Source organism: Bradyrhizobium algeriense (genome assembly GCF_036924595.1).
Classification (GTDB): domain Bacteria; phylum Pseudomonadota; class Alphaproteobacteria; order Rhizobiales; family Xanthobacteraceae; genus Bradyrhizobium; species Bradyrhizobium algeriense.
Map to the genome: position 1 here is coordinate 865,111 of NZ_JAZHRV010000001.1, position 20,578 is coordinate 885,688.

Consider the following 20,578-nt stretch of genomic DNA (forward strand, 5'->3'; position numbering starts at 1 on the left):
GTCGTCTCGTCGTTGAGACTTTACTCTGGTCGCAACATCAGCAATTCGTGTGCCAGAAAAGCAAGCGCGCCACTTTGCGTGTAATTGCAGTGTCTTGCGGCGCGTGGATAACCTGCCGCGAATGCGGCCCTTGCTCCGTTTGTTGGCAAAAGCAGCCGCTCGAGCGTGCAGTGTGGTGTTTTATTATGCGGTTCCGGCTATTGACGGAAAAACGCGCCTGAAAAGCCACTTATCCGTGTCGTGCCAGTTCCGCGGGCAAATTGACGCTCGCTCATGGTTAAGCGTTCGTGTTGTGCACAATGGGTAGCCCGGGAGGATGATTTTTTGGGCATTCATGCACGCCCAGGTGCAGCCAACTGACGATTCATCGGCTGAAGCCGTGCGTTGCGCCCGGAAAAATACGGGCCTGGTGTTGGCACGTCTCTTGAATACCTGAGATATCGATCGTCATAGCCGACGATCCTTATGCCCGCCGATGGGCGCTCCCCAATCATCAATACTTTTTGCCAATCGACGATGCAGAGCTGCGTCGCCGAGCGGGACCATCGGAAATCTGGAAGGCAGGGCATGCTCGAGAAAGTAAACAAGCAAAAGTTGGTGGTGATCGGCAACGGGATGGCCGGCATCCGCACGGTGGAAGTGCTGCTGGACCGCGCGCCCGATCTCTATGACATCACCGTCTTCGGTTCCGAACCCTACGGCAACTACAACCGGATTCTGCTGTCGCCGGTGCTTGCCGGCGAGAAGACCGTCAACGACATCATGCTCAACACGGAGCAGTGGTACGAGGATAACGGGATCACGCTGCGCAAGGGCGAAATGATCGAGATGATCGATCGGCGTACCTGCGAAGTCGTCACCGCGGAAGGCGCGCGGGTGCCCTATGATCGCCTGCTGATCGCCACCGGCTCGAACCCGATCATGTTGCCGCTGCCGGGCAAGGACCTTCCGGGCGTCGTCGGCTTTCGCGACATTCAGGACGTCGAGCGTATGGTTCAGGCCTCGACGAGCTACAAGAATGCCGTCGTGATCGGCGGCGGTCTGCTCGGTCTCGAAGCCGCCAACGGCCTGATGAAGCGCGGCATGAACGTCACCGTGGTGCATCTGCTCGACACGCTGATGGAGCGTCAGCTCGATCAGGTCGCGGGCGGATTGCTGCGCAAGTCGCTGGAAGAGCGCGGCATGGTGTTCAAGATGCCCGCGCAGACGGAAGCGATCCTGGGCGAGGATCGCGTGACCGGCGTGCGCTTTGCCGACGGCGAGGAGATTCCGGCAGACCTGGTCGTGATGGCAGTCGGCATCCGCCCGAATGTCGAGCTGGCGCGCAAGGCAGGCCTTTATTGCGAGCGCGGCATCGTCGTCTCCGACACCATGCAGACCTACGACGGACGAATCTATGCGGTCGGCGAATGCGTGCAGCATCGTCGCCAGACCTACGGCCTCGTCGCTCCCCTGTTCGACCAGGCCAAGGTCTGCGCCAATCACCTCGCCATGAAGGGTTTTGCCACCTATGACGGGTCGGTCGTTTCGACCAAACTGAAGGTGACCGGGATCGACCTGTTCTCCGCCGGCGACTTCGCACCGGGTGCGGACAAGGAAGAGATCGTCATGCAGGACGCTTCCCGCGGCGTCTACAAGCGGATCATTCTGCGCGACAAGAAAATCATCGGCGCCGTGCTCTATGGCGATACTATCGACGGCCCGTGGTACTTCCAGCATCTGCGCGACGGCACCGACGTTTCGCAAATGCGCGAGCGGCTGGTGTTCGGCGCCGCCAATCTCGGCGATGGCGGCCATAGCGGCAAGAACTCGGTCGCCGCCATGAGCGATGACGCGGAAATCTGCGGATGCAACGGCGTCTGCAAGGGCGCGATCGTCAAGGCGATCAGCGAAAAGAAACTGTTCACGATCGACGACGTGCGGGCCCACACCAAGGCCTCCTCGTCCTGCGGCTCATGTACCGGCCTGGTCGAGCAAGTGCTCGCCTTCACGCTCGGTGGCGACTATTCGGCGGCCCCGAAGGTCAAGCCGATGTGTGCATGCACCGATCACAGCCATGACGACGCGCGGCGCGTCATCATAGAGAACGGATTGAAGACCATTCCCGATGTCATGAGGTTCATGGACTGGAAGACGCCGAACGGGTGCCATTCCTGCCGGCCCGCCCTGAACTATTACCTGCTCGCCACCTGGCCCGGCGAGTACCGCGACGACCAGCAGTCGCGCTACATCAATGAACGCGTCCACGCCAATATCCAGAAGGATGGGACGTATTCGGTCGTGCCGCGGATGTGGGGCGGCGTCACGACGCCGGATGAATTGCGTGCCATCGCCGACGTCGCGGACAAGTTCAAGATTCCGACAGTCAAGGTGACTGGCGGGCAGCGCATCGACCTTCTCGGCGTGAAGAAGGAGGATTTGCCTGCCGTGTGGGCCGACCTCAATGATGCGGGGATGGTGTCGGGCCACGCCTATGCCAAGGGATTGCGCACGGTGAAGACCTGCGTCGGTTCGGAATGGTGTCGTTTCGGCACGCAGGATTCGACCGGCCTCGGCATCAAGATCGAGAAATTCCTGTGGGGCTCGTGGACGCCTGCCAAGGTGAAGCTTGCGGTGTCCGGTTGCCCGCGCAATTGCGCGGAAGCGACCTGCAAGGACGTCGGCGTCGTCTGCGTCGATTCCGGGTTCGAGATCCATTTCGCCGGCGCCGCCGGTCTTCACATCAAGGGGACCGAATTCCTGACCAAGGTCGCGACCGAGGAGGAGACGCTCGAAGTCATCGCCGCGCTGACGCAGCTCTATCGCGAACAGGGCTGGTATCTGGAGCGCATGTACAAGTGGTGCGATCGGATTGGTCTCGATGCCATCCGCAAGCAGGTGGTCGACGATATCGCCAACCGCAAGGCGCTGTTCAGCCGCTTCGCTTACTCGCAGCAATTCTCTCAGAGCGATCCGTGGGCGGCGCGCGCCAAACGCGGTGTCGATCGCAACGAATTCACCCCGCTTGCGGAGCTGGAACTCGCATGAGCAACTGGATTGAAATCGGGACACTGAGCGATATTCCCGTTCTCGGCTCACGCGTCGTGCGAACAGCGTCCGGAGACATTGCGGTGTTCCGGACCGCCGATGACGAGGTGTTCGCGCTCGACGATCGCTGTCCGCACAAGGGCGGACCGTTGTCGCAAGGCATCGTCCACAACAAGCGCGTCACCTGTCCGCTGCACAATTTCGTCATTGAGCTCAAGAGCGGTACGGCGGTTGCTCCCGACGAGGGATGTACGCGCGCGCATCCGACCAAGGTGGAGAACAACACTGTCTGGCTTTGCATCCAGACGGCGGCGGCCGTGCCCGCCGAGTGAGGGTGATTGCCCGTGCCAGTGAAGACAAGCTGTCCGTATTGCGGCGTCGGCTGCGGCGTCATCGCTGACAGGGATGCCTCGGGCGCCGTTACCGTTCGGGGCGATCCGCTTCATCCCGCCAATTTCGGACGGCTATGCGCGAAAGGCTCGGCACTGGCCGAGACCATCGGTCTCGAGGGGCGGCTGCTCGCTCCCGTGGTCAACGGCCAGGAAACGAGCTGGGATACGGCGCTCGATCATGTCGCGGAGGGCTTTGCCAGAATCGTCCGCGAGCACGGGCCGGATTCGGTCGCTTTCTATGTCTCCGGCCAGATTCTGACCGAGGACTATTACGTCATCAACAAGCTCGCCAAGGGTTTTATCGGCACCGCCAACATCGACACCAATTCCCGGCTGTGCATGGCGTCGAGCGTGGCGGGGCACAAGCGCGCGTTCGGCAGCGACACCGTTCCGGGCTGCTATGAGGATCTCGAAACCGCCGACCTTCTGGTGCTCGTCGGCTCCAATGCCGCCTGGTGCCATCCGATCCTTTACCAACGCATGGTGGCCGCAAAGGCCAATAATCCTGCCTGCCGCATCGTCGTCATCGATCCGCGGCGAACTGCAACCTGCGACGGCGCCGATCTGCACCTGCCGCTTCGCTCGGGCAGCGATTCGGTGCTGTTCAACGGGTTGCTCGCGCATCTCGCGTCCAGCAACGCCATCGACCGCGCGTTTGTGGATGAATCCACCACCGGCGCCGAAGCCGCGTTGCAACAGGTCGCCGGCCAGACGGTCGCGCAGACTGCCGACATCTGCGGCTTGGCCGAGGGCGCGGTGGCGTTGTTCTTCGACTGGTTCGCGAAAACCGAGCGGGTCGTCACGCTTTATTCGCAGGGCGTCAACCAGTCGAGCAGCGGCGTCGACAAGGTCAATGCGATCATCAACTGTCATTTGTTGACGGGGCGTATCGGGCGACCCGGTATGGGCCCGTTCTCGTTGACCGGACAACCCAACGCCATGGGCGGCCGGGAAGTCGGCGGGTTGGCCAATCAATTGGCCGCCCACATGGAGATCGAAAACCCGCGACACCGCGACATCGTGCAGCGCTTCTGGCAGTCGCCAATTATCGCGGACAAGCAGGGCCTCAAGGCCGTCGACATGTTCGACGCGATCGCCGATCAGCGCATCAAGGCGGTCTGGATCATGTCCACCAATCCGGTGGTCAGCCTGCCGGATGCCGATCGCGTGCGCCGCGCGCTCGATGCGTGCGAGCTCGTCGTCGTCTCCGACTGCATGCGCCATACCGACACCACGCGTCATGCGCACGTACTGCTGCCGGCGCTGACGTGGGGCGAGAAGGACGGTACCGTCACCAACTCCGAACGCCGCATCTCCCGGCAACGGCGATTCCTGCCCGCGCCCGGCGCTGCAAGGGCCGATTGGCAGACCGTCTGCGACGTCGCGCAGCGCATGGGTTTTTCGGGGTTCGACTATCCGAACGCTGCCGCGATCTTCCGCGAGCACGCGAGACTCTCCAGTTTCGAGAATGAGGGGACCCGCGATTTCGATCTGTCCGCCCTGAATACGCTCGACGATCGCGCCTACGACGCGCTTACCCCGATCCAGTGGCCGGTGACGCGCGAATATCCGACCGGCACGCCGCGGATGTTCGAAACCGGACAATTCTTCACGCCCGACCGCAAGGCGCGTTTCGTGCCGGTGACGCCGCGTGCCGCTGTGAACGCGACCAGCCGGGACTATCCGCTGGTGCTCAACACCGGGCGGGTCCGCGATCAATGGCACACCATGACGCGGACGGGAAAATCCCCACGGCTGCTGGCTCACGTTTTCGAGCCTTATGCCGAATTCCATCCCGACGATGCGCGCATGGCCGGCGTCGAGAATGGCGGGCTCGCGCGATTGACCAGCCCGTGGGGCGAGATGGTGGCGCGCGTTGTCGTCACCGCCGAGCAGCGCCGCGGCTGTGTGTTCGTGCCGATGCACTGGAACGGCGAATATGCCGGCGATGGCCGGGTCAACGCGCTGGTCAATCCGGCGACCGATCCGATCTCCGGGCAGCCGGAGTCCAAGCACACGCCGGTGAAGGCGGCAGCCTACTTGCCGAAATGGCATGCCTTCATCCTCAGCCGCCAGGAGATCGCGCGTCCCGAAGCGGGCTACTGGGTCGGCGGGCTCTCAGGGACTTGCTGGCGGATGGAACTCACCGGCGACGAGCGGCCGGCAAGCTGGCGCGACTGGGCGCGGGCGCAGCTCCGCGTCGGACAGGACGACATCGAATGGATCGCCTATCGCGATCCGAAGGTCGGCCGCTTCCGCTACGCGGCCGTTCGCGACGGCCGGCTGGAAGGTTGCGTGTTCATCGCACCCGATCACAAGCTGGTCTCGCGATCGTGGCTATCAGGGCTATTCGCAGAGCAGGCATTGTCAGCGAATGCGAGGATGTCGCTGCTGACGGGGCAGCCGCTCGATGCGGGCCAGGACGTTGGGCCGATCGTCTGCTCGTGCTTCGGCGTCGGACAGCACCAGATATCAGCCGAAATCAAAAAAGGGGCAGCCAGCGTCGACGAGGTCGGCCGGCGCCTGAAGGCCGGTACCAATTGTGGTGCCTGCAAGCCGGAGATCGGCAAGCTGCTGCGCGGCGCGGCCGTGCGAGATTCGCAGGCCGCATGAGCTTGCGGCAATCTGGCCGCTAATTCTTGATCGCATAGAGCGGCGTTCGCAGCGTTAGCTGGTACGACGGCTTCGGTGTCCAGGCGATCTGCGCGGTGATGCCGAACAGCCGGTTGTCGTCGTCATCCATGCGGTCGAGGTCGAGCCGAAGGATCGGCTGCGTGAATGCGGGAAACGGCGTCAGGTTCAGAAGCTGCGCGCCGCCGAAGTGCTGCACGCCGAAGCGGCCGGTGAACTTCCAGTTGTTGTCCCACTGATAGTAGCCGCCGACATAGCCCATGACGTCAGGGCTGACGCGGGCGAGCGGGGTATCGACGAGGACCTTGGCGTACTGCATTCCCGCGAGCAGCCCTCGCGTCTCATCCGCATTCTGCGCGTAGCCGGCCTCCAGGATCGTGTTGTAGGTCGTGGAGGCCAGCGGAGAGTCCGAAGTCGATCGCGACACGTTGGATTGAACGGTGATGGTCGGAAACATTCCGCCGTTCTGCTGATAGATGTCGGCCTGGAATCCGAGCGTAAAGCTGAAGATCGAGAAAGCGGTCCAGGGATCAGTGCCGGCCTGCGACGTAGCGCCACTGACGCCGCCATAGACCGAGAGCCGATCGTTGACATCGACCGTCAACGGCAGGTCGATCGAGACACTTTGGCTGGAGGGTGAGGTAAGGGTTCGGAGCGCGGAAAGGTTCGCCAGCGTCGCCAGCAAAGGCGGGGCGCTAAATCCGATCGAGAGCGAGCCGGCGGGCAGCGTCGAGTAGATCGTTCTCATATCGAGATAGAAGTTCGGCAGGGCCGGTTTTGCCTTGGCCGCATCCTCCTCACCGTCGCCATCGTCTTTTCCAAGCGCAAGGCCTGTAACGCAAAACGACACCAGCATGCCGAGCGCTACGCCTCTGACGGATCGCGCTAGCGCGAGTTTCAGACGGCGCGGTGCGGTGGATCTGGTAAAGCTCGTGCTCAACCGGCGTTGCCCTTCACTGGACAAGCTAGATCATCTGTCCGTGGCGAATACAAGCGGCGGCTGCCATGCGGACTTCGGTCTCATGGCGGGTGTGGCGCGTTTGCGCCGCCTATCGCGAAGCCGGAACTCCGTTCGATCGGCTGAGGGTCGCAAAAAGCAGCGCGGCGACGATGCCGGACAGCAGCGAAGCCGCGAGGACGCCGAGCCGGACCTGTTTCAGCACCGCCTCGTCGTCGAAGGCCAGCGTGCCGATGAAGAGGCTCATGGTGAAGCCAATGCCGGTCAGGATGGCGATGGCATAAAGCTTTGCCGTTGTGGCCCCTTCCGGCATCGCAGCCAGGCCCAGCCTGATCGCGAGCAGCGATGAGCCGAAGACCCCGATCTGTTTGCCGACGAAAAGCCCTGCGATAATGCCAAGCGTTATCGGCTCCGCCAGCTTTGACAAGGTCAATCCGTGAAGCGATACGCCGGCATTCGCGAAGGCGAAAATCGGCACGATGGCGAAAATCACCCATGGCCTGAGAGCGTGTTCGGTATCTTCGAGCAGGCTGTGCCCGTCGTGTCGGGTCAGCGGCATCGCGAGACCGACGGCGACACCGGCGAGCGTCGCATGCACGCCGGATTTGAGCACGCAGACCCAGGTGAACAGCCCGGCGATGAGATAGAACGATGGTCTGCGCACATCGAGCAGATTGAGAACCGCGAGCGCCCCCACGCCGATTCCGCCAAGCGCCAGCGCCATGATGGAGAGGTCCGCGGTATAGAAGATCGCAATGACGATGATGGCCATCAGATCGTCGATGATTGCGAGCGCCATTAGAAATATCTTCAGCGAAGCCGGGACCTTGCGTCCCAGCATGGCGCAAACACCCAGCGCAAAGGCGATGTCGGTCGCCGCCGGGATGGCCCAGCCGCGCAATGCGTGGGCGTCGGCCCAGTTCACCGCGGCAAAGATCGCCGCTGGCGTGACAAAGCCGCCGAACGCGGCGATCACGGGCAATGCCGCCTGCTTTGCGCTCGACAGCGGGCCCTCTAGCGCCTCGCGCTTGATCTCGAGGCCGACCAGCAGAAAGAACACCGCCATCAAGCCGTCATTGATCCAGTGATCGACGGTCTTGCTCAGTCCGATCGATCCGATTCGGACCTCGCCGGTCGTCCGTAGCAGCGCCTCGTATTGCGGCCCCAGCGGTGAGTTTGCGACGATGAGAGCCGCGATGGCGGCAAGCCCGAGAACGACGCCTCCATAGAGGCCACTGTTGTCAGATCCGTCAGATGCCGGCGCCTCGGCCGTCATGAACCGGCCTTCATGAATCAGCCTTGCCGGCCGTATTGATGGCGACCGACAGCGCGAGTTTCGTTTCCATCACGATGTCCTCGACCAGTTCTTCCCGGCTGACATGGGCAACCTGGCCGGTAAGCAGTCCCTGTTCGGCGAGCATCACCACGCCGTGTAGCGAGGCCCAGACCTTCAGGGCGCTACGCTCGCGCAACAGCCCGACGGCCGGCGCCTCGAGCGCCTCCACCAGGAGTTCGAAGGTTTCCATTGCCGCGCTGTGCAACTCGCTGCCTTTTGGCGCGCACGCCATGGTTCGCGACGCGAACATCAGGCGATAGATGCCGTTGCGGCGCAGGCCGAAATCAAGCGTGAGCTGCGCGAAGCGCGACAGCTTCGACTGTTTTGACGGCTTTTCGATCGCCGCACGCATCATCGCGCTGAATTGGCGGAACGCTTCGGCCGTGACAGCGGTCAGCAACGTCTCGCGATCGGCAAAATGCTTGTATGGCGCCGGCTGCGAGACGCCGAGTTTCTTGGCAAGCGCGCTGATGCTGATCGCTTCCGGGCCGCCGAGCTCGACTTCGTGCAACGCGGCCTGAACCAGGGCATCACGAAGATCCCCATGGTGATAGGCGTTCAGCGCTTTGCGTGCGGGTCGAGGTGGCATTTCAATGTCATGATCTATAACTTTTGACTTGACAGCACAACGGTAGCGCGAATGTAATACAATATAACTTCGCGGTGCGCCGGCGGGTCTGTGCCGCCGTGCCGAAGAATGCCGAAAGAAGAATACCGCGCGGCAAAGCGCGTCACAAAAAGGGAAACGCTGCGATGGCCGGAAAGCTGAAAATCCGCGTCGACCAGGACAAATGTCAGGGCCACGCGCGCTGCAAATCACTGGCACCCGAACTGTTCGACCTCGACGAATTCGGCAATGCGCACGAAGTCGGCGACGGTTCCGTGCCCGCGGGTCTGGAAGACAAGGCCTGGCTTGCCCAGACCAACTGTCCTGAAATCGCGATCGAGGTGACCGAGGAATAGTCCGGTCCGGAGATCGATATAGCCAAAATAGATCTGAACGAACCAAGCAGAGGATTTGCTCCGATGTCCGATTCCGCCAGCATCATGCCCGAACATCCCCCGGTCTCCGACTGGGTCAATGATTTCGACCACACCGATCCGACGTGGACGGAAAACCCGTTTCCGATCTGGGAGAAATTGCGCGAGGCTTCGCCGGTCGTTCACACCGAGCGCTTCCTCGGCTGCTACATGCCGACCACCTACCAGGCGGTAAAGGAAATCGCCTACGACACCGACCATTTTTCGTCCCGGCGCGTCATCGTGCGCGACATGCGGCCGGAGATCACGGCGCGGGCGCCGCCGATCACCTCCGATCCGCCCGAGCACAAGCCCGCCAAGCAATTGCTGTTGCCGCCGTTCACGCCGGACGCGATGAAGAAGCTCGAACCGCGGGTGCGCGCCATCTGCAACGAGCTGATCGACGAGTTCATCGCCGATGGCAAATGCGACGCCGCCGCGCGCTACACCAAGCATGTTCCGGTCCGCGCCATCGCGCATATGCTCGGAATCCCTGAGAAGGACGGCGATCTCTTCATCAAGTGGATTCACGGCATCCTCGAACTCGGCATCAAGGACGAAAACGCGCTGATGGAGGCGGTAAGGGAGATGACCGGCTATTTCGCCGGCCATATCGAGTATCGCAAAAACAATCCGACCGATGATCTGATCTCGACGCTGATGAACGCGAGGGACAAGGACGGAAATCCTCTGGCGGATGAGCATGTGCTGGGTTCGCTGCGGCTGCTTCTGATCGCCGGCATCGACACCACCTGGAGCGCGATCGGCTCCTCGCTGTGGCATCTGGCGAAGACGCCGGCGGACCGCGAGCGTCTCGTCAAGGAACCGGAATTGATGCCGCTAGCGGTCGAGGAACTGCTGCGCGCCTATTCGCCGGTGACGATGGCGCGCGAGGTGATAAAGGAGACGACGATCAGCGGCTGCCCGGTCAAGGCCGGCAACATGGTGCTGCTGTCGTTCCCGGCCGCCAACCGCGATCCCGCCATGTTCCCCGACGCCGACAAGGTGGTGATCGACCGCAAGGAAAACCGCCACGCCGCGTTCGGCCTCGGCATTCACCGCTGCGTCGGCTCCAACCTGGCGCGCATGGAAATGACGGTTGCGATCGAGGAATGGCTGAAGCGGATCCCGGATTTCAGGCTCGATCCCGCCGGCAAGGTCACCTGGTCGGAAGGCACCGTGCGCGGCCCGCGCCAGTTGCCCATGCTGTTCGGCAAGGCGAGCTGAGCGTTCCATGAATGAGGCGGGGAGGGCCGATTGTCTCGGCCCTCCTTTTGCGTTCAGCGACTACTTGATCTCGATCTTCGCGTCGCTGGCGACCTTCTTCCAGGCTTCGATGTCGCGCGCGTTGATGTCGCGCTGCTGGTCTCCGGCGATGAAGTCGGTGGAGATGCCGAGTGCCAGCAGCTTCTCGAACGGCGGGACCAAGAAGAACAAGAGGCGGGAAGTCTGTCCCGCCGACAAGCGGACCGGGAGATCGTCATGAGCCGCATCTTTGGAGCAGTCTGCCAGAACGGAAATGTCGTGCGGGATATCCGCGCCGCCATGAATCACTGGGTCAATGTGATGGGCGTCGGGCCCTGGTACTATATCGACAAGGTCAAGACCGATTACTTCCGCCACCGCGGCCAGGACTCCGCCATGGAGATGAGCGTGGCGCTCGCCAATTCCGGCGATCTCCAGATCGAGCTGATCCAGCAGCGCAACGACGCGCCCTCGATGTACAAGGAGTTCCTCGACTCCGGCCGCGAAGGCTTGCAGCACATGTCGTACTGGACCCGTGATTATCAGGCCCTCTACGACCGCGCGCTGTCGCTTAGCTATAAAGTGGGGCACGAAGGCCAGATCGGCGGTGAAAAGGGCCGCTTTGCTTATTTCGATACGCAGGCCCATCCCGGCACCGTGGTGGAGATTTCAGACATCAGCGGCAGCAAGGGGAGTTTCTTCGAGCACATTCGCAAGGTCGCCGCTGGTTGGGACGGCGCCGATCCCATCCGCGAAGTCGGCGGACGCTGAGTGATGCGCGCCCCGGCAAGTGCGAGGTAAGTTCCGGCCTGAGCGCGGAAGCGTCCGCAATAGCAACAAGAACAGCAAACGCAAGGAGAGGCCGAATGGCAAGACTTCCCCTGATCGACCCGGCGGCAACCAGCGGCGACGTGCGCACGTCCTTTGACAGGATGCCGGTCGTATTGAACATCTTCCGGATGATGGCGCATGCCGAGGCCAATTTCATTCCGGCGATGCGGTTCGCCAATTCGATCCTGCACCGCCAGAAACTCAGCCACGTCAACCGGGAATTGCTGATCCTCCAGGTCGCGCAGCTGCAGCATGGCGTCTATGAGTGGCGTCAGCACGTTCCGATCGCGCTCGGCGTCGGCGTCACGCAAAAGCAGATCGACTGCATCGAACAAGGCAAATACGAGGACGCCGCGTTCAATGCCGCCGAACAGGCGCTGCTGGCGTTCGGCCGGGAAGTCATCGAGAACGTCCGTGTCGCCGAGCCGGTCTTCGCTGCCATGCGCACGAATTTCAGCGAGCAGGAGATCGTCGAATCGATCCTCGCGATCGGCTTCTACATGACGATGGCGCGCCTGACGGAGGCCACCGACGTCGACCTCGACCCGGCCGCTGGCATGACCGTCTTCTTCGAGAGCAGCAAGAAGCGGTCGGGCTGACGCCTACACATTGCCCGCGCCACATTGACCCCACGGCCAGTTGCAGCGATCATCGACCGGTCCAAAGCAACGATAGCGTGGAGCGAATGCAATGACGGGTGAGCCGGAGACAGGCGGTCCGCGACCATTGGGCGAGATCGCGAGTTACCACGCCCATATCTATTACGATCCGGCGACGTCGCGGGCCGAGGCCGAGCAGTTGCGCGCCTGGATCGGTGAGCGGTTCTCGGTCACGCTCGGACGCTGGCACGACGTCAAGGTCGGCCCGCATGATCAGGCCATGTACCAGGTGGCCTTTGCCCGGGAGGTATTCCCCGAGCTGGTCCCGTGGCTGATGCTCAATCATGGCAAATTGAGCGTTCTGGTCCATCCGAATACGACCAATCCGCGCCGGGATCATGAGGCCGATCCGATCTGGATCGGGCCGGCGCTCGCCGTGCATGCCGACAAGCTGCCGGAGCACGCCGAGATGGAAGAGGCGCCCGCGCCGAATACCAACCCGGTTCTGCGGCCCTGAGCGCGGCCTCGCCGGGGAATCTCGGCCTAGCTTACCATTAGATGCTTGAATCCGTGGATTCGGCCGGTCATGATGACATCGAGCGCTTGTCTCGATTATGCCTTACTTTGGTTTGCATTATGGTGGGACTTATTCGGTGAATCCATTAGGAATCAGACGTGATTCCGAAGCGCCGAGCCGGGGACGGATGGATAGAAAGACGACCAGCGCAGCCGGGCTTGCTTCGAGCCGCCGTACCCGATTGTGCCGTGAGGCGGCCTTCGGCGCGGCGGCGCTCGCCATGGCGTTGGGACTGGCCGGCTGGGTGATCGATTTCGACCCGGCCGCCTGGATCAATCCCGCATCCGCGAATGTCGGCAGCACTTCCTCGTTCGACGAGCGCTTCGGCCCGGGCTCGGTGCGCCGTTCGCTGGCCTTTAACTACCCCTGGCGTCCCGCGGCCCGTTCGAATTTCGATGCAGAGTTCGGGCACATCGAAAGCCAGTTGGGCGGACGATCGCGTGAGGAGCAGAACGTTCAGCCCGAACCGTCCGCCCCGACGGTCGAGGCGGCAATCCCGCTGCCACGAGCCCGGCCGGTCCTGGCCAATCTTCAGTCAACGGGGAGCGACCCGGCGCCGGCTTCGTCTGACAACCGCACCATGTTCGAGAAACTCGCCGATCTGGTGCCGATGCGCTTCTCGCTGGCGTCGCTGACCCCGGGGGATGGGCTGCTCGGCGAGCGCAAGGATCTGACGGCGCTCGGCTACGACAGTCAGACGGCGGTCTACGACATTTCGGCCCGCGCCGTTTACCTGCCGAACGGCGCCAAGCTCGAGGCACATTCGGGGCTGGGCGGCCTGATGGACAATCCGGCCCATGTCGATCAGCGGATGGTCGGCGCGACCCCGCCAAACGTCTACGACCTCAAGCCGCGTGAAAAGCTGTTTCATGGCGTCGCGGCGCTGCGCATGACGCCCGTGGGCGAAAACGAAATGCACGGGCGAACGGGTCTGCTCGTGCACAGCTACCTGCTGGGCCCAAACGGCGATTCCAACGGCTGCGTCTCGATCAAGGAGTATGACCGGTTCCTGACGGCGTACCGCAATGGCGAGGTCAAGCGCCTCGTCGTCGTGCCGAGCCTCAAGGAAGGCCTCACCGCGTCGCGGCGTTCACCGTCCCCGTCATGAACGCAGTCGCAGGCGATGCCGCCGATTCCGACACGCCGCTGCGTGCGGTTTTCAAGATCAACCTGAACGGCCAGACGGTGTCGATCGCCACCGTCGGCCAGGCCTACCGTTTCATCACCAATCTCAGCTCGATCGAGTGGATCGAATTCCGCGCGCTACACGCCGGTGCTGTCAGTGCACTGCAGGGCGCCGCTGATAACGCGATGCTGACCGTGCAGGCGACCAACGCCCTGCGCGCGCTGTTCGTCCGCGCGAAGCTGTTGTGAGTCCCCATGCCTGCAAGCGACAGCGAAATCGAAGATGACCGCCTGATCCGGGAATTGTTGCAGAACTGGGCGATCTGGCGCGATGCCGGCGACTGGGAGCGTTTTCGCACGGTCTGGCATCCCGACGGCCGCATGATGGCGACCTGGACGCAGGGCACCGGCGACGAGTTCATCGAAATCAGCAAGCAGGCCTGGGCCAAGGGCGTCAGCATCCTGCATTTCCTCGGCGGTATCTCGGTCGACCTTGCAGGACAGCGCGCCATCTCGCAGACCAAGATGACGATCTCGCAGCGCGCCGAGGTCGAGGGCGTACTGTGCGACGTGCTTTGCACCGGCCGGTTCTACGACTTTCTCGAAAAGCGGGAGGGACGCTGGGGCATCGTGCTGCGCCAGCCGATCTATGAGAAGGACCGCATGGACCCCGTCACGCCGGGCACCGCGCCCGTCCTCGACAAGGCGCTGCTCGAACGGTTTCCGCCGGGCTACCGGCATCTCGCTTATCTGCAGACCCGCATCGGTTACACGGTGAAGCCCGACATGCCGGGCCTGAAGGGGCCCGAAGTCGAGGCCTTGTATGCGCGCGGTGCGGCGTGGCTGCAGGGCAAGCCGCTTGGCTGATCTCGCTTAGCTGATCTCCTTGCGGACGGCGGCGGCCGCGTCGCACATCGCCTTCAGTTTTCCGAACGCTGTCTGGCGCGGCATGTATTTCATGCCGCAGTCGGGGGCGACGACAAGGCGATCCGCGGCGACGTGCTTCAGCCCGTTGCGGATCCGGTCGGCCACCACATCGACGGATTCGATCTCGGGATTGCCGAGGTCGAGCACGCCGAGCATGATCTTCTTCGACGACAGATCCTTGAGCACGCCGAGATCGAGCTTCGGCTGCGCCGCCTCGATCGAGATCTGCTCGGCCCTGGTGTCAGCGAGTTCGGCGAGGAAGGAATAGCCGGCCGGCTTGGTCGAGCCGGGCACGACGGCGGCATAGCCGAAGCACAGATGCACCACCGTCGGCACGGTGATGCCCTCGAGCGCGCGGTTGATCGCCTTTACGGCGTAGCGGCGGGCAAGGTCCGGATTGTTGCGCACCCAGGGCTCGTCGAGCTGGATCACGTCGGCGCCGGCCTTTTGCAGGTCGAGCGCCTCGGCGTTGACGGCGGCGGCGAAGGCCATCGCCAGTTCCTCGTCGTCCTTATAGAATTCGTTCTTGGCCTGCTGGCTCATCGTGAACGGGCCGGGCAGGGTGATTTTTGCTGCGCGATCAGTGTTCTGGCGCAGGAATTTCATGTCGTGCAGCTCGACCGGGCCGCGGCGCTTCACCGGGCCTGTGACGCGCGGCACCGGCGTCTGGTGTCCGCTGCGCGAGGTGATCATGGCCGGATTTTCGTCATCGATGCCTTCGAGCGCCGTCGCAAATCGGTTGGAGTAGCTCTCGCGGCGGATTTCGCCGTCGGTCACGATGTCGATGCCGGCGCGCTCCATGTCCCTGATGGCGACAATAGTGGCGTCGTCCTGCGCCTCCTCCAGGTGCTCGGCCGGCAGCCGCCACATCGCATGCAGGCGCGTGCGCGGCACCACCTTGGACAGCATCGCGCGGTCGACCAGCCATTCCGGCTGCGGATAGCTGCCGACGACGGTGGTCGGCAGCAGGTGCTTTGGCAGGTTCATGAGTATCTCCTTGCTCTTGTTATTTTCCCGCTCACGTCAGGCAGCACGTGTCGCTGCGGCCGCAACCTCATCCCTGACCGGATTGCGCAGCACGCCGATGCCGGAGACCTCCACCTCAACCACGTCGCCATCCTTCATCCAGAGCGGCGGCGTGCGGTAGGCGCCGACGCCGCCGGTGGTGCCGGTCACGATGACGTCGCCGGGCACGAGCTCGGTGAAGGTCGAGCAGTAGGCGATCAGGGCAGCGACGTCGAACACGAGGTCCGAGATTGGTGCGGCCTGCACCTCGACGCCGTTAAGGCGGGTCGCAATCGTCTGCTTGCTAATGTCGGGGATTTCGTCCGTCGTGACCATCCACGGCCCGAACGCGCCGGTACCCACAAAATTCTTGCCCGGTGCGAATTGCGAGGTGTGGCGCTGCCAGTCGCGGATGCTGCCGTCATTGTAGCAGGCATAGCCAGCCACATGCGCCGGCGCTGCCTCGCGCGGAATGCGGCGGCCGGCCTTGCCGATGATGACGGCCATTTCGCCCTCATAGTCGAAGCGCTCCGACTCCAGCGGCCGGATCATCGGTTGGCCGCTGCCGACCTGGCTGTTGGCAAAGCGGGTGAAAATCATCGGGTGCGGCGGTGTAGGATGGCCGCTTTCGGCGAGATGCGTGGCGTAATTGACGCCGATGCAGAAGATCTTGTCCGGATCGGGAACGGTCGGCAGCAGCTCAATTTCGGCGAACGCGTAGTCCGGCCGTTCGCCTTGCAGCGCGCTCAAGGCATCGAGCGATCCGCTCGCGAGCAGCGCCTTCAGGGTTGGCCGATCCTTCAGCCGCTTGCCGGCGTCAATGATGCCGTCTTTTATCACCAGGCCGTATGTTGCTGTTGGACCCGCCTTGAAACTTGCGATCTTCATTATTCGGCACTTTCTTCGATGGAGGAAACATAGGGTTCGATGGATTGTACGATCTCGCCCGAACGGATCGGAACGCAATCGGGTGGAAAGTCCTGATGGAAACGCGCGCCGGCTTTTCCGGCGTGGTCGATAAAGCGCTCGAGATGGTTCATCGCGCCACTCGGCAGATCGTGCAGAACCATCAGGCTCCACGGCTGCGACCGGCACTGCTCCAGGGCCCGGTCGGCCCAGCCGTCCGGATCGTCCCAGTCGCGCGGGATCGCGTTCCAGAGCACGCAACTATGCTTGTTGCGCGTGAGATATTCGACCACGGAAGGCTTCAGCAGCCGCGCGTCGAGATTGCCGCCGCCGCCGAACGGCCGGAACCAGCGATTGGCGTGCGCGAGGTTGCCGATCGCATCCTGCGTCCGGCCGATCTCGTTTTGCGCCGTGTCCGCATCGCGCTGCTGCCCGAGCGGTACCGTGTGCGTAAAAGTGTGATTGCCGATCCAGTGGCCTTCGTCATGGGCCCGCGCCGCAAGCTGGCGGCGTTCGGGGTCGCCAAGCTTCTCGCCGATCACGAAGAAGGTCGTCTTGATGCCGCGCTCGCGCAAAATATCGAGCACGCGCGGCGTCACGCCGGGCTCGGGACCATTGTCGAATGTCAGCGTCAGGTCGAACACGCGCTGCTCCGTCAGGTCGCGGGCTGCAGGGTAGTCGTTGAGATTTCTTCCGCAGCGTTTTGTCCGGCGCGCGTCCCCGTCTGCCAGATCGCGGCCTTGCGCTCGATCCATTTGATGGCGGCGTTGAAGGCAATCGCCATCGCCAGCACCAGCAGCACGCCGGCGAAGACATGCGGACTGTCGAGGATGGTGCGATAGCGCGAAATCAGATAGCCGATGCCGGCGGACGAGATCAGCATCTCCGACACCACGACGCCGACGATCACGAGCGCGCCACCCACACGCAGTCCCGACAGCACGGTCGGGATCGCCGCCGGAATGATCACGCGAACCAGCCGCTGGCTCAGCGTCGCGCCCATGCTGCGTGCGGCGAGCAGCAATTGCGGATCGATGGTTTGGATGCCGGCGGCGGTCGCCAGCATCGTCGGCAGGAAGCCATAGATCGAGGCGAACGCGATCTTGGATTCCGAGCCGATGCCGAGCCAGACCGTGAACACCGGATAGAGGATGACCAGCGGCACCGCATAGAGGCTCGAGACCATCGGCATGATCAGGATACGCGGCCGCGGCAGGCTGCCGACGATGGCCCCTAACAGGATGCCGCCGCCACAGGCGAACGCCATCGAAATCGCGACCTCGTAGAGCGTGACGGCAAGGGCATGGCCGTATTCGCCCGCCTCGTTCCAGCCGGCCGCGAGCGTCGACGACAGCGACGGCAGGAACAGCTCGGGAATGAGGCCTGCGCGCGGCAGGAGTTCCCACAGCGCAATGAGCCCGATCACGATCAATCTGCGAAGCGTCGCCGCGGTCATCTCTGCCTCACGCTGATTTGCGGATGTGCCGCCAGATACGGTCGCGCAGGGTGCCGAACGCGTCGCCGCTCAGCATTTCATAGGTACGCGGGCGGGGCAGCGAGACCTGCAGGTGATCGACGATGCGGCCGGGCCGCGGCGACATCACGATCACCTCGTCGGCGAGATAGACCGCCTCTGTCAGGCTGTGGGTGACGAACACCACGGTCTTGCCGGTGGCAGCCCAGATCCGCAGCAGTTCGTCGCCCATGGTCATGCGGGTCTGTTCGTCGAGCGCGGCAAACGGTTCGTCCATCAGCAGCACCGGAGGGTCCTGCACCAGCCCGCGCGCGATCGAGACGCGCTGCTTCATGCCGCCGGACAATTCATGCGGATGGCGCTTGCCGAAACCGTCGAGGCCGACGAGTTTGAGCGCGTCCTGCGCCTTGGCGCGGCGTTCGCTCTTGGCGACGCGGCGCAGCGCCAGCGGAAACTCGACATTCTCTTCCGCCGTCAGCCAGGGAAACAGGCTGGCTTCCTGAAACACCACGCCGACGCGATTTGGATCGGGCTCGGGAATCGGTGCCCCGCTGATGGTGATGGTGCCCGAGGTCTGCTGGCGGAGGCCCGCCATCATCATCAGAAGCGTGGACTTGCCGCAGCCGCTCGGGCCGACTAGCACGACGAAACGGCCGGGCTTGACGTCGAGCGAGACGTCTTCGAGCGCTATGACGTCCTGCGTCGTGGTCTTGAAGATCTGCCCGACATTGCGGACCTCGATCGCGCCGGCCGGCTTCAGCGGGGTTATGTTCGCCAATGGCTGCATCGTGTTTCCACCCATCTGACCAGTTCATTGAAGGCAATCGCGATCACGGCGATCATCAGCACGCCGGCCAGCAACTGCTTCATCTGAAAATTTTCGCCCCAGGTCGCGATCTGATGGCCGATGCCGTCGCGCGAGGCGTACATTTCGGCGAGGATCACGCCGGTGAGATTGAAGATCATCGAGATCCGCAGCGCCTCCAGCAGAACGGGGAGCATGCTCGGCAGATAGACGCGAAACGCGGTTTGCATCGGCGTTGCGCCATAGGAGCGGGCGACGGTCAAATGCTCGACCTTGACCGACTCCACCGCCGTCGTGGTCGACATGATCACGATGAAGATGGTCGAGAAGAATCCGAAGCCGACCTTCTGCGCGAAGCCGACGCCGAACACCAGGATGAACATCGGCAGGAAGATCGATTTCGGGATGCTGAAGGCGAAGAACAGCAGCGGCTTTGCCACGTCGGCAAAATAGCGGTTCTCCGCGATCAGGAAGCCGATCAGCGCGCCGACGGGAACGGCGAGCGCGAAGGCTGTCACCACCTCGGTCGCGGTGACGGCGAGGTCCTTGCGCACGCTCGCTCGCTGCAGGAGCTCGCCGAGCGTTGCCAGCGTGTCGGAGGCGGAAGGGAGCAGGCGCGGATTGACGATGCCACTGCGCGACAGGATTTCCCATATCGCAAACAGCGCCACCACAATCGCGATTCGTGCCGCCTTTACGCCTAATCCACGCATCGCGCCGCCTCAGGGCTTGGTCGGAACCGGCTTGAACTGCGTCGAGATGATCTCGGCGGCAGGCCCAAGGTCCTTCATGCCGCCGGCCTTGGCCATGTCGAGCGCGAGCTGGAGCTGCTCCGGAATCTTCGCACCGTCCATGCTGCCGTCGGTTTCCAGCTTCAGAATCGTGTTTTCATATTCCAGCGCCGCGATCTCGGCGGGAATTTCATAGAGTTCGGTGATCAGCTTGACGGAGGCGTCCTTGTTGGCGCGCATGAACATCAGCGCGCCATACAGCGCGTTCAGCGTCTTCTGCACCATCTGCGGCTTGTCCTGCACGTATTTGTCGAGCGCGATCCAGCCTGCGGCTAGGTTCGGCGGCACCTCTTTGGAGAAGTCGAGGATGGTGCGCGCTTCGCCCGATTTGGAAATCTGGAAGCTCAGCGGCGAATAGACCACGGCCGCGTCGACATTGCCGGCGAGCAGGTTCGGCACCAGGCCGCCACCGCCGACGGGCACGCGGGTGAATTCGATCTTCTTGTCCTGCTGGGTCCACAGCGCCAGCAGGTCGGAACCGGAGCCCGCGGAGGTGATCGCGACCTTCTTGCCGGCCAAATCCTTCACCCCGAGCGTCGATTTCGAAAGCGTCATCAACTGCCAGCCGTAATAGCCCGTGGCGGCACTGGCGAGCACTTTGGAGTTCACGCCCTTCTTGCGTCCGGCCGACACCAGCGAGGTGGCGTCGAGAATGACGTCGGCGGCACCCGCCGCCATCGCCTCGAACGTCTCGGCGCCGCCGCGATAGATCGTAAGCTCCGCTGCGATGCCTTCCTTCTCGAACAATTTCTGCCGCACCGCGGTTTCCGCGATCGTGGTCGGCCAGTAGGTTTTGGTCGGAAGCCCGATGCGGACGGTGTCGGCGGCTTGCGCGTAGCCGGATGCGCCAAGCACGGTGGCTGCCGTGATCGTTGCCAGGATGTGGCGTCGCGTGATCTTCATTGTGACGTTTCCCCTTGATTTTTCTT

22 protein-coding genes are annotated in these 20,578 nt (G+C 63.1%); 11 read left to right on the forward strand and 11 right to left on the reverse strand.

Translation table 11 applies throughout. From position 1 onward, the window contains the following. Positions 1–567 precede the first annotated feature (567 nt). Genes nirB through V1286_RS04215 form a run of 3 tightly spaced genes read left to right on the forward strand, consistent with a single transcriptional unit; the run spans position 568 to position 6,032 of the window. The gene (nirB, locus tag V1286_RS04205) at positions 568–3,027 is read left to right on the forward strand and encodes a nitrite reductase large subunit NirB (protein ID WP_334477776.1); all 2,460 of its coding nucleotides are present in this window, start codon (positions 568–570) and stop codon (positions 3,025–3,027) included. Continuing rightward, on the forward strand, positions 3,024–3,359 hold the full coding sequence (nirD, locus tag V1286_RS04210) for a nitrite reductase small subunit NirD (RefSeq protein ID WP_108522113.1): 336 nt from the start codon (positions 3,024–3,026) through the stop codon (positions 3,357–3,359). Before nirB ends, nirD begins: the two co-directional genes overlap by 4 nt. Before the next feature lie 6 nt (positions 3,360–3,365). Continuing rightward, a complete protein-coding gene (locus V1286_RS04215; RefSeq protein ID WP_334477777.1) occupies positions 3,366–6,032 on the forward strand; it encodes a nitrate reductase in 2,667 nt (888 codons plus the stop codon). A 19-nt stretch (positions 6,033–6,051) separates the two neighbouring features. On the opposite strand, the gene V1286_RS04220 is transcribed toward V1286_RS04215, so the two are convergent. From V1286_RS04220 to V1286_RS04230, 3 genes are all read right to left on the reverse strand, one after another. After that, complete coding sequence (locus tag V1286_RS04220; RefSeq protein ID WP_334477778.1) at positions 6,052–6,906, reverse strand: hypothetical protein; 855 nt, start codon at positions 6,904–6,906, stop codon at positions 6,052–6,054. A gap of 193 nt (positions 6,907–7,099) precedes the next feature. Beyond that, positions 7,100–8,284 (reverse strand): Na+/H+ antiporter NhaA, encoded by a 1,185-nt coding sequence (gene nhaA, locus V1286_RS04225; protein WP_334477780.1) that lies wholly within the window; start codon positions 8,282–8,284, stop codon positions 7,100–7,102. Between the two features lie 10 nt (positions 8,285–8,294). After that, on the reverse strand, positions 8,295–8,933 hold the full coding sequence (locus V1286_RS04230; RefSeq protein ID WP_334477782.1) for a TetR/AcrR family transcriptional regulator: 639 nt from the start codon (positions 8,931–8,933) through the stop codon (positions 8,295–8,297). Between the two features lie 164 nt (positions 8,934–9,097). Here V1286_RS04230 and V1286_RS04235 point away from each other — a divergent pair, with 164 nt between their 5' ends. Together V1286_RS04235 and V1286_RS04240 are read left to right on the forward strand one after the other, a co-directional pair. Beyond that, a complete protein-coding gene (locus tag V1286_RS04235) occupies positions 9,098–9,307 on the forward strand; it encodes a ferredoxin (protein ID WP_247519196.1) in 210 nt (69 codons plus the stop codon). Between the two features lie 63 nt (positions 9,308–9,370). Further along, positions 9,371–10,591, forward strand: a complete 1,221-nt coding sequence (locus tag V1286_RS04240; RefSeq protein WP_334477784.1) for a cytochrome P450 — start codon at positions 9,371–9,373, stop codon at positions 10,589–10,591. Between the two features lie 60 nt (positions 10,592–10,651). On the opposite strand, the gene V1286_RS04245 is transcribed toward V1286_RS04240, so the two are convergent. After that, positions 10,652–10,801, reverse strand: a complete 150-nt coding sequence (locus V1286_RS04245) for a hypothetical protein (RefSeq protein WP_334477785.1) — start codon at positions 10,799–10,801, stop codon at positions 10,652–10,654. A gap of 45 nt (positions 10,802–10,846) precedes the next feature. Between V1286_RS04245 and V1286_RS04250 the strand changes: the two genes are divergently transcribed. From V1286_RS04250 to V1286_RS04275, 6 genes are all read left to right on the forward strand, one after another. Then, positions 10,847–11,380 (forward strand): VOC family protein, encoded by a 534-nt coding sequence (locus V1286_RS04250; RefSeq protein WP_334477787.1) that lies wholly within the window; start codon positions 10,847–10,849, stop codon positions 11,378–11,380. Between the two features lie 95 nt (positions 11,381–11,475). Continuing rightward, on the forward strand, positions 11,476–12,039 hold the full coding sequence (locus V1286_RS04255) for a carboxymuconolactone decarboxylase family protein (RefSeq protein ID WP_334477788.1): 564 nt from the start codon (positions 11,476–11,478) through the stop codon (positions 12,037–12,039). 91 nt (positions 12,040–12,130) lie between these two features. After that, positions 12,131–12,556: a DOPA 4,5-dioxygenase family protein gene (locus V1286_RS04260; RefSeq protein WP_334477789.1), complete on the forward strand. Its 426-nt coding sequence runs from the start codon at positions 12,131–12,133 to the stop codon at positions 12,554–12,556. A 280-nt stretch (positions 12,557–12,836) separates the two neighbouring features. Continuing rightward, complete coding sequence (locus V1286_RS04265) at positions 12,837–13,724, forward strand: DUF2778 domain-containing protein (RefSeq protein ID WP_334477790.1); 888 nt, start codon at positions 12,837–12,839, stop codon at positions 13,722–13,724. Continuing rightward, a complete protein-coding gene (locus V1286_RS04270) occupies positions 13,721–13,990 on the forward strand; it encodes a hypothetical protein (RefSeq protein ID WP_334477791.1) in 270 nt (89 codons plus the stop codon). Before V1286_RS04265 ends, V1286_RS04270 begins: the two co-directional genes overlap by 4 nt. A gap of 6 nt (positions 13,991–13,996) precedes the next feature. Continuing rightward, positions 13,997–14,608, forward strand: a complete 612-nt coding sequence (locus tag V1286_RS04275; RefSeq protein WP_334477792.1) for a nuclear transport factor 2 family protein — start codon at positions 13,997–13,999, stop codon at positions 14,606–14,608. Positions 14,609–14,614: 6 nt separating this feature from the next. Here V1286_RS04275 and V1286_RS04280 read toward each other — a convergent pair whose 3' ends face one another. The 7 genes from V1286_RS04280 to V1286_RS04310 are packed head-to-tail and all read right to left on the reverse strand — an operon-like array spanning position 14,615 to position 20,552. Continuing rightward, positions 14,615–15,655, reverse strand: a complete 1,041-nt coding sequence (locus tag V1286_RS04280; RefSeq protein ID WP_334477794.1) for a uroporphyrinogen decarboxylase family protein — start codon at positions 15,653–15,655, stop codon at positions 14,615–14,617. A 36-nt stretch (positions 15,656–15,691) separates the two neighbouring features. Beyond that, the gene (locus tag V1286_RS04285; protein WP_334477795.1) at positions 15,692–16,561 is read right to left on the reverse strand and encodes a fumarylacetoacetate hydrolase family protein; all 870 of its coding nucleotides are present in this window, start codon (positions 16,559–16,561) and stop codon (positions 15,692–15,694) included. Then, positions 16,561–17,223, reverse strand: a complete 663-nt coding sequence (locus V1286_RS04290; protein ID WP_334477797.1) for a polysaccharide deacetylase family protein — start codon at positions 17,221–17,223, stop codon at positions 16,561–16,563. Before V1286_RS04290 ends, V1286_RS04285 begins: the two co-directional genes overlap by 1 nt. 11 nt (positions 17,224–17,234) lie before the next feature. Further along, entirely contained in the window at positions 17,235–18,035 is an 801-nt protein-coding gene (locus V1286_RS04295) for an ABC transporter permease (protein ID WP_334477799.1), read from the reverse strand. A gap of 7 nt (positions 18,036–18,042) precedes the next feature. Next, positions 18,043–18,840 carry an ABC transporter ATP-binding protein gene (locus V1286_RS04300; RefSeq protein WP_334477801.1) on the reverse strand — a complete coding sequence of 266 codons (798 nt, stop codon included), beginning with the start codon at positions 18,838–18,840 and terminating at the stop codon, positions 18,043–18,045. Further along, positions 18,819–19,571 (reverse strand): ABC transporter permease, encoded by a 753-nt coding sequence (locus V1286_RS04305; RefSeq protein ID WP_334477803.1) that lies wholly within the window; start codon positions 19,569–19,571, stop codon positions 18,819–18,821. The genes V1286_RS04300 and V1286_RS04305 overlap by 22 nt, the downstream gene beginning before the upstream one ends. Before the next feature lie 9 nt (positions 19,572–19,580). After that, a complete protein-coding gene (locus tag V1286_RS04310; RefSeq protein WP_334477805.1) occupies positions 19,581–20,552 on the reverse strand; it encodes an ABC transporter substrate-binding protein in 972 nt (323 codons plus the stop codon). Positions 20,553–20,578: the final 26 nt, after the last annotated feature.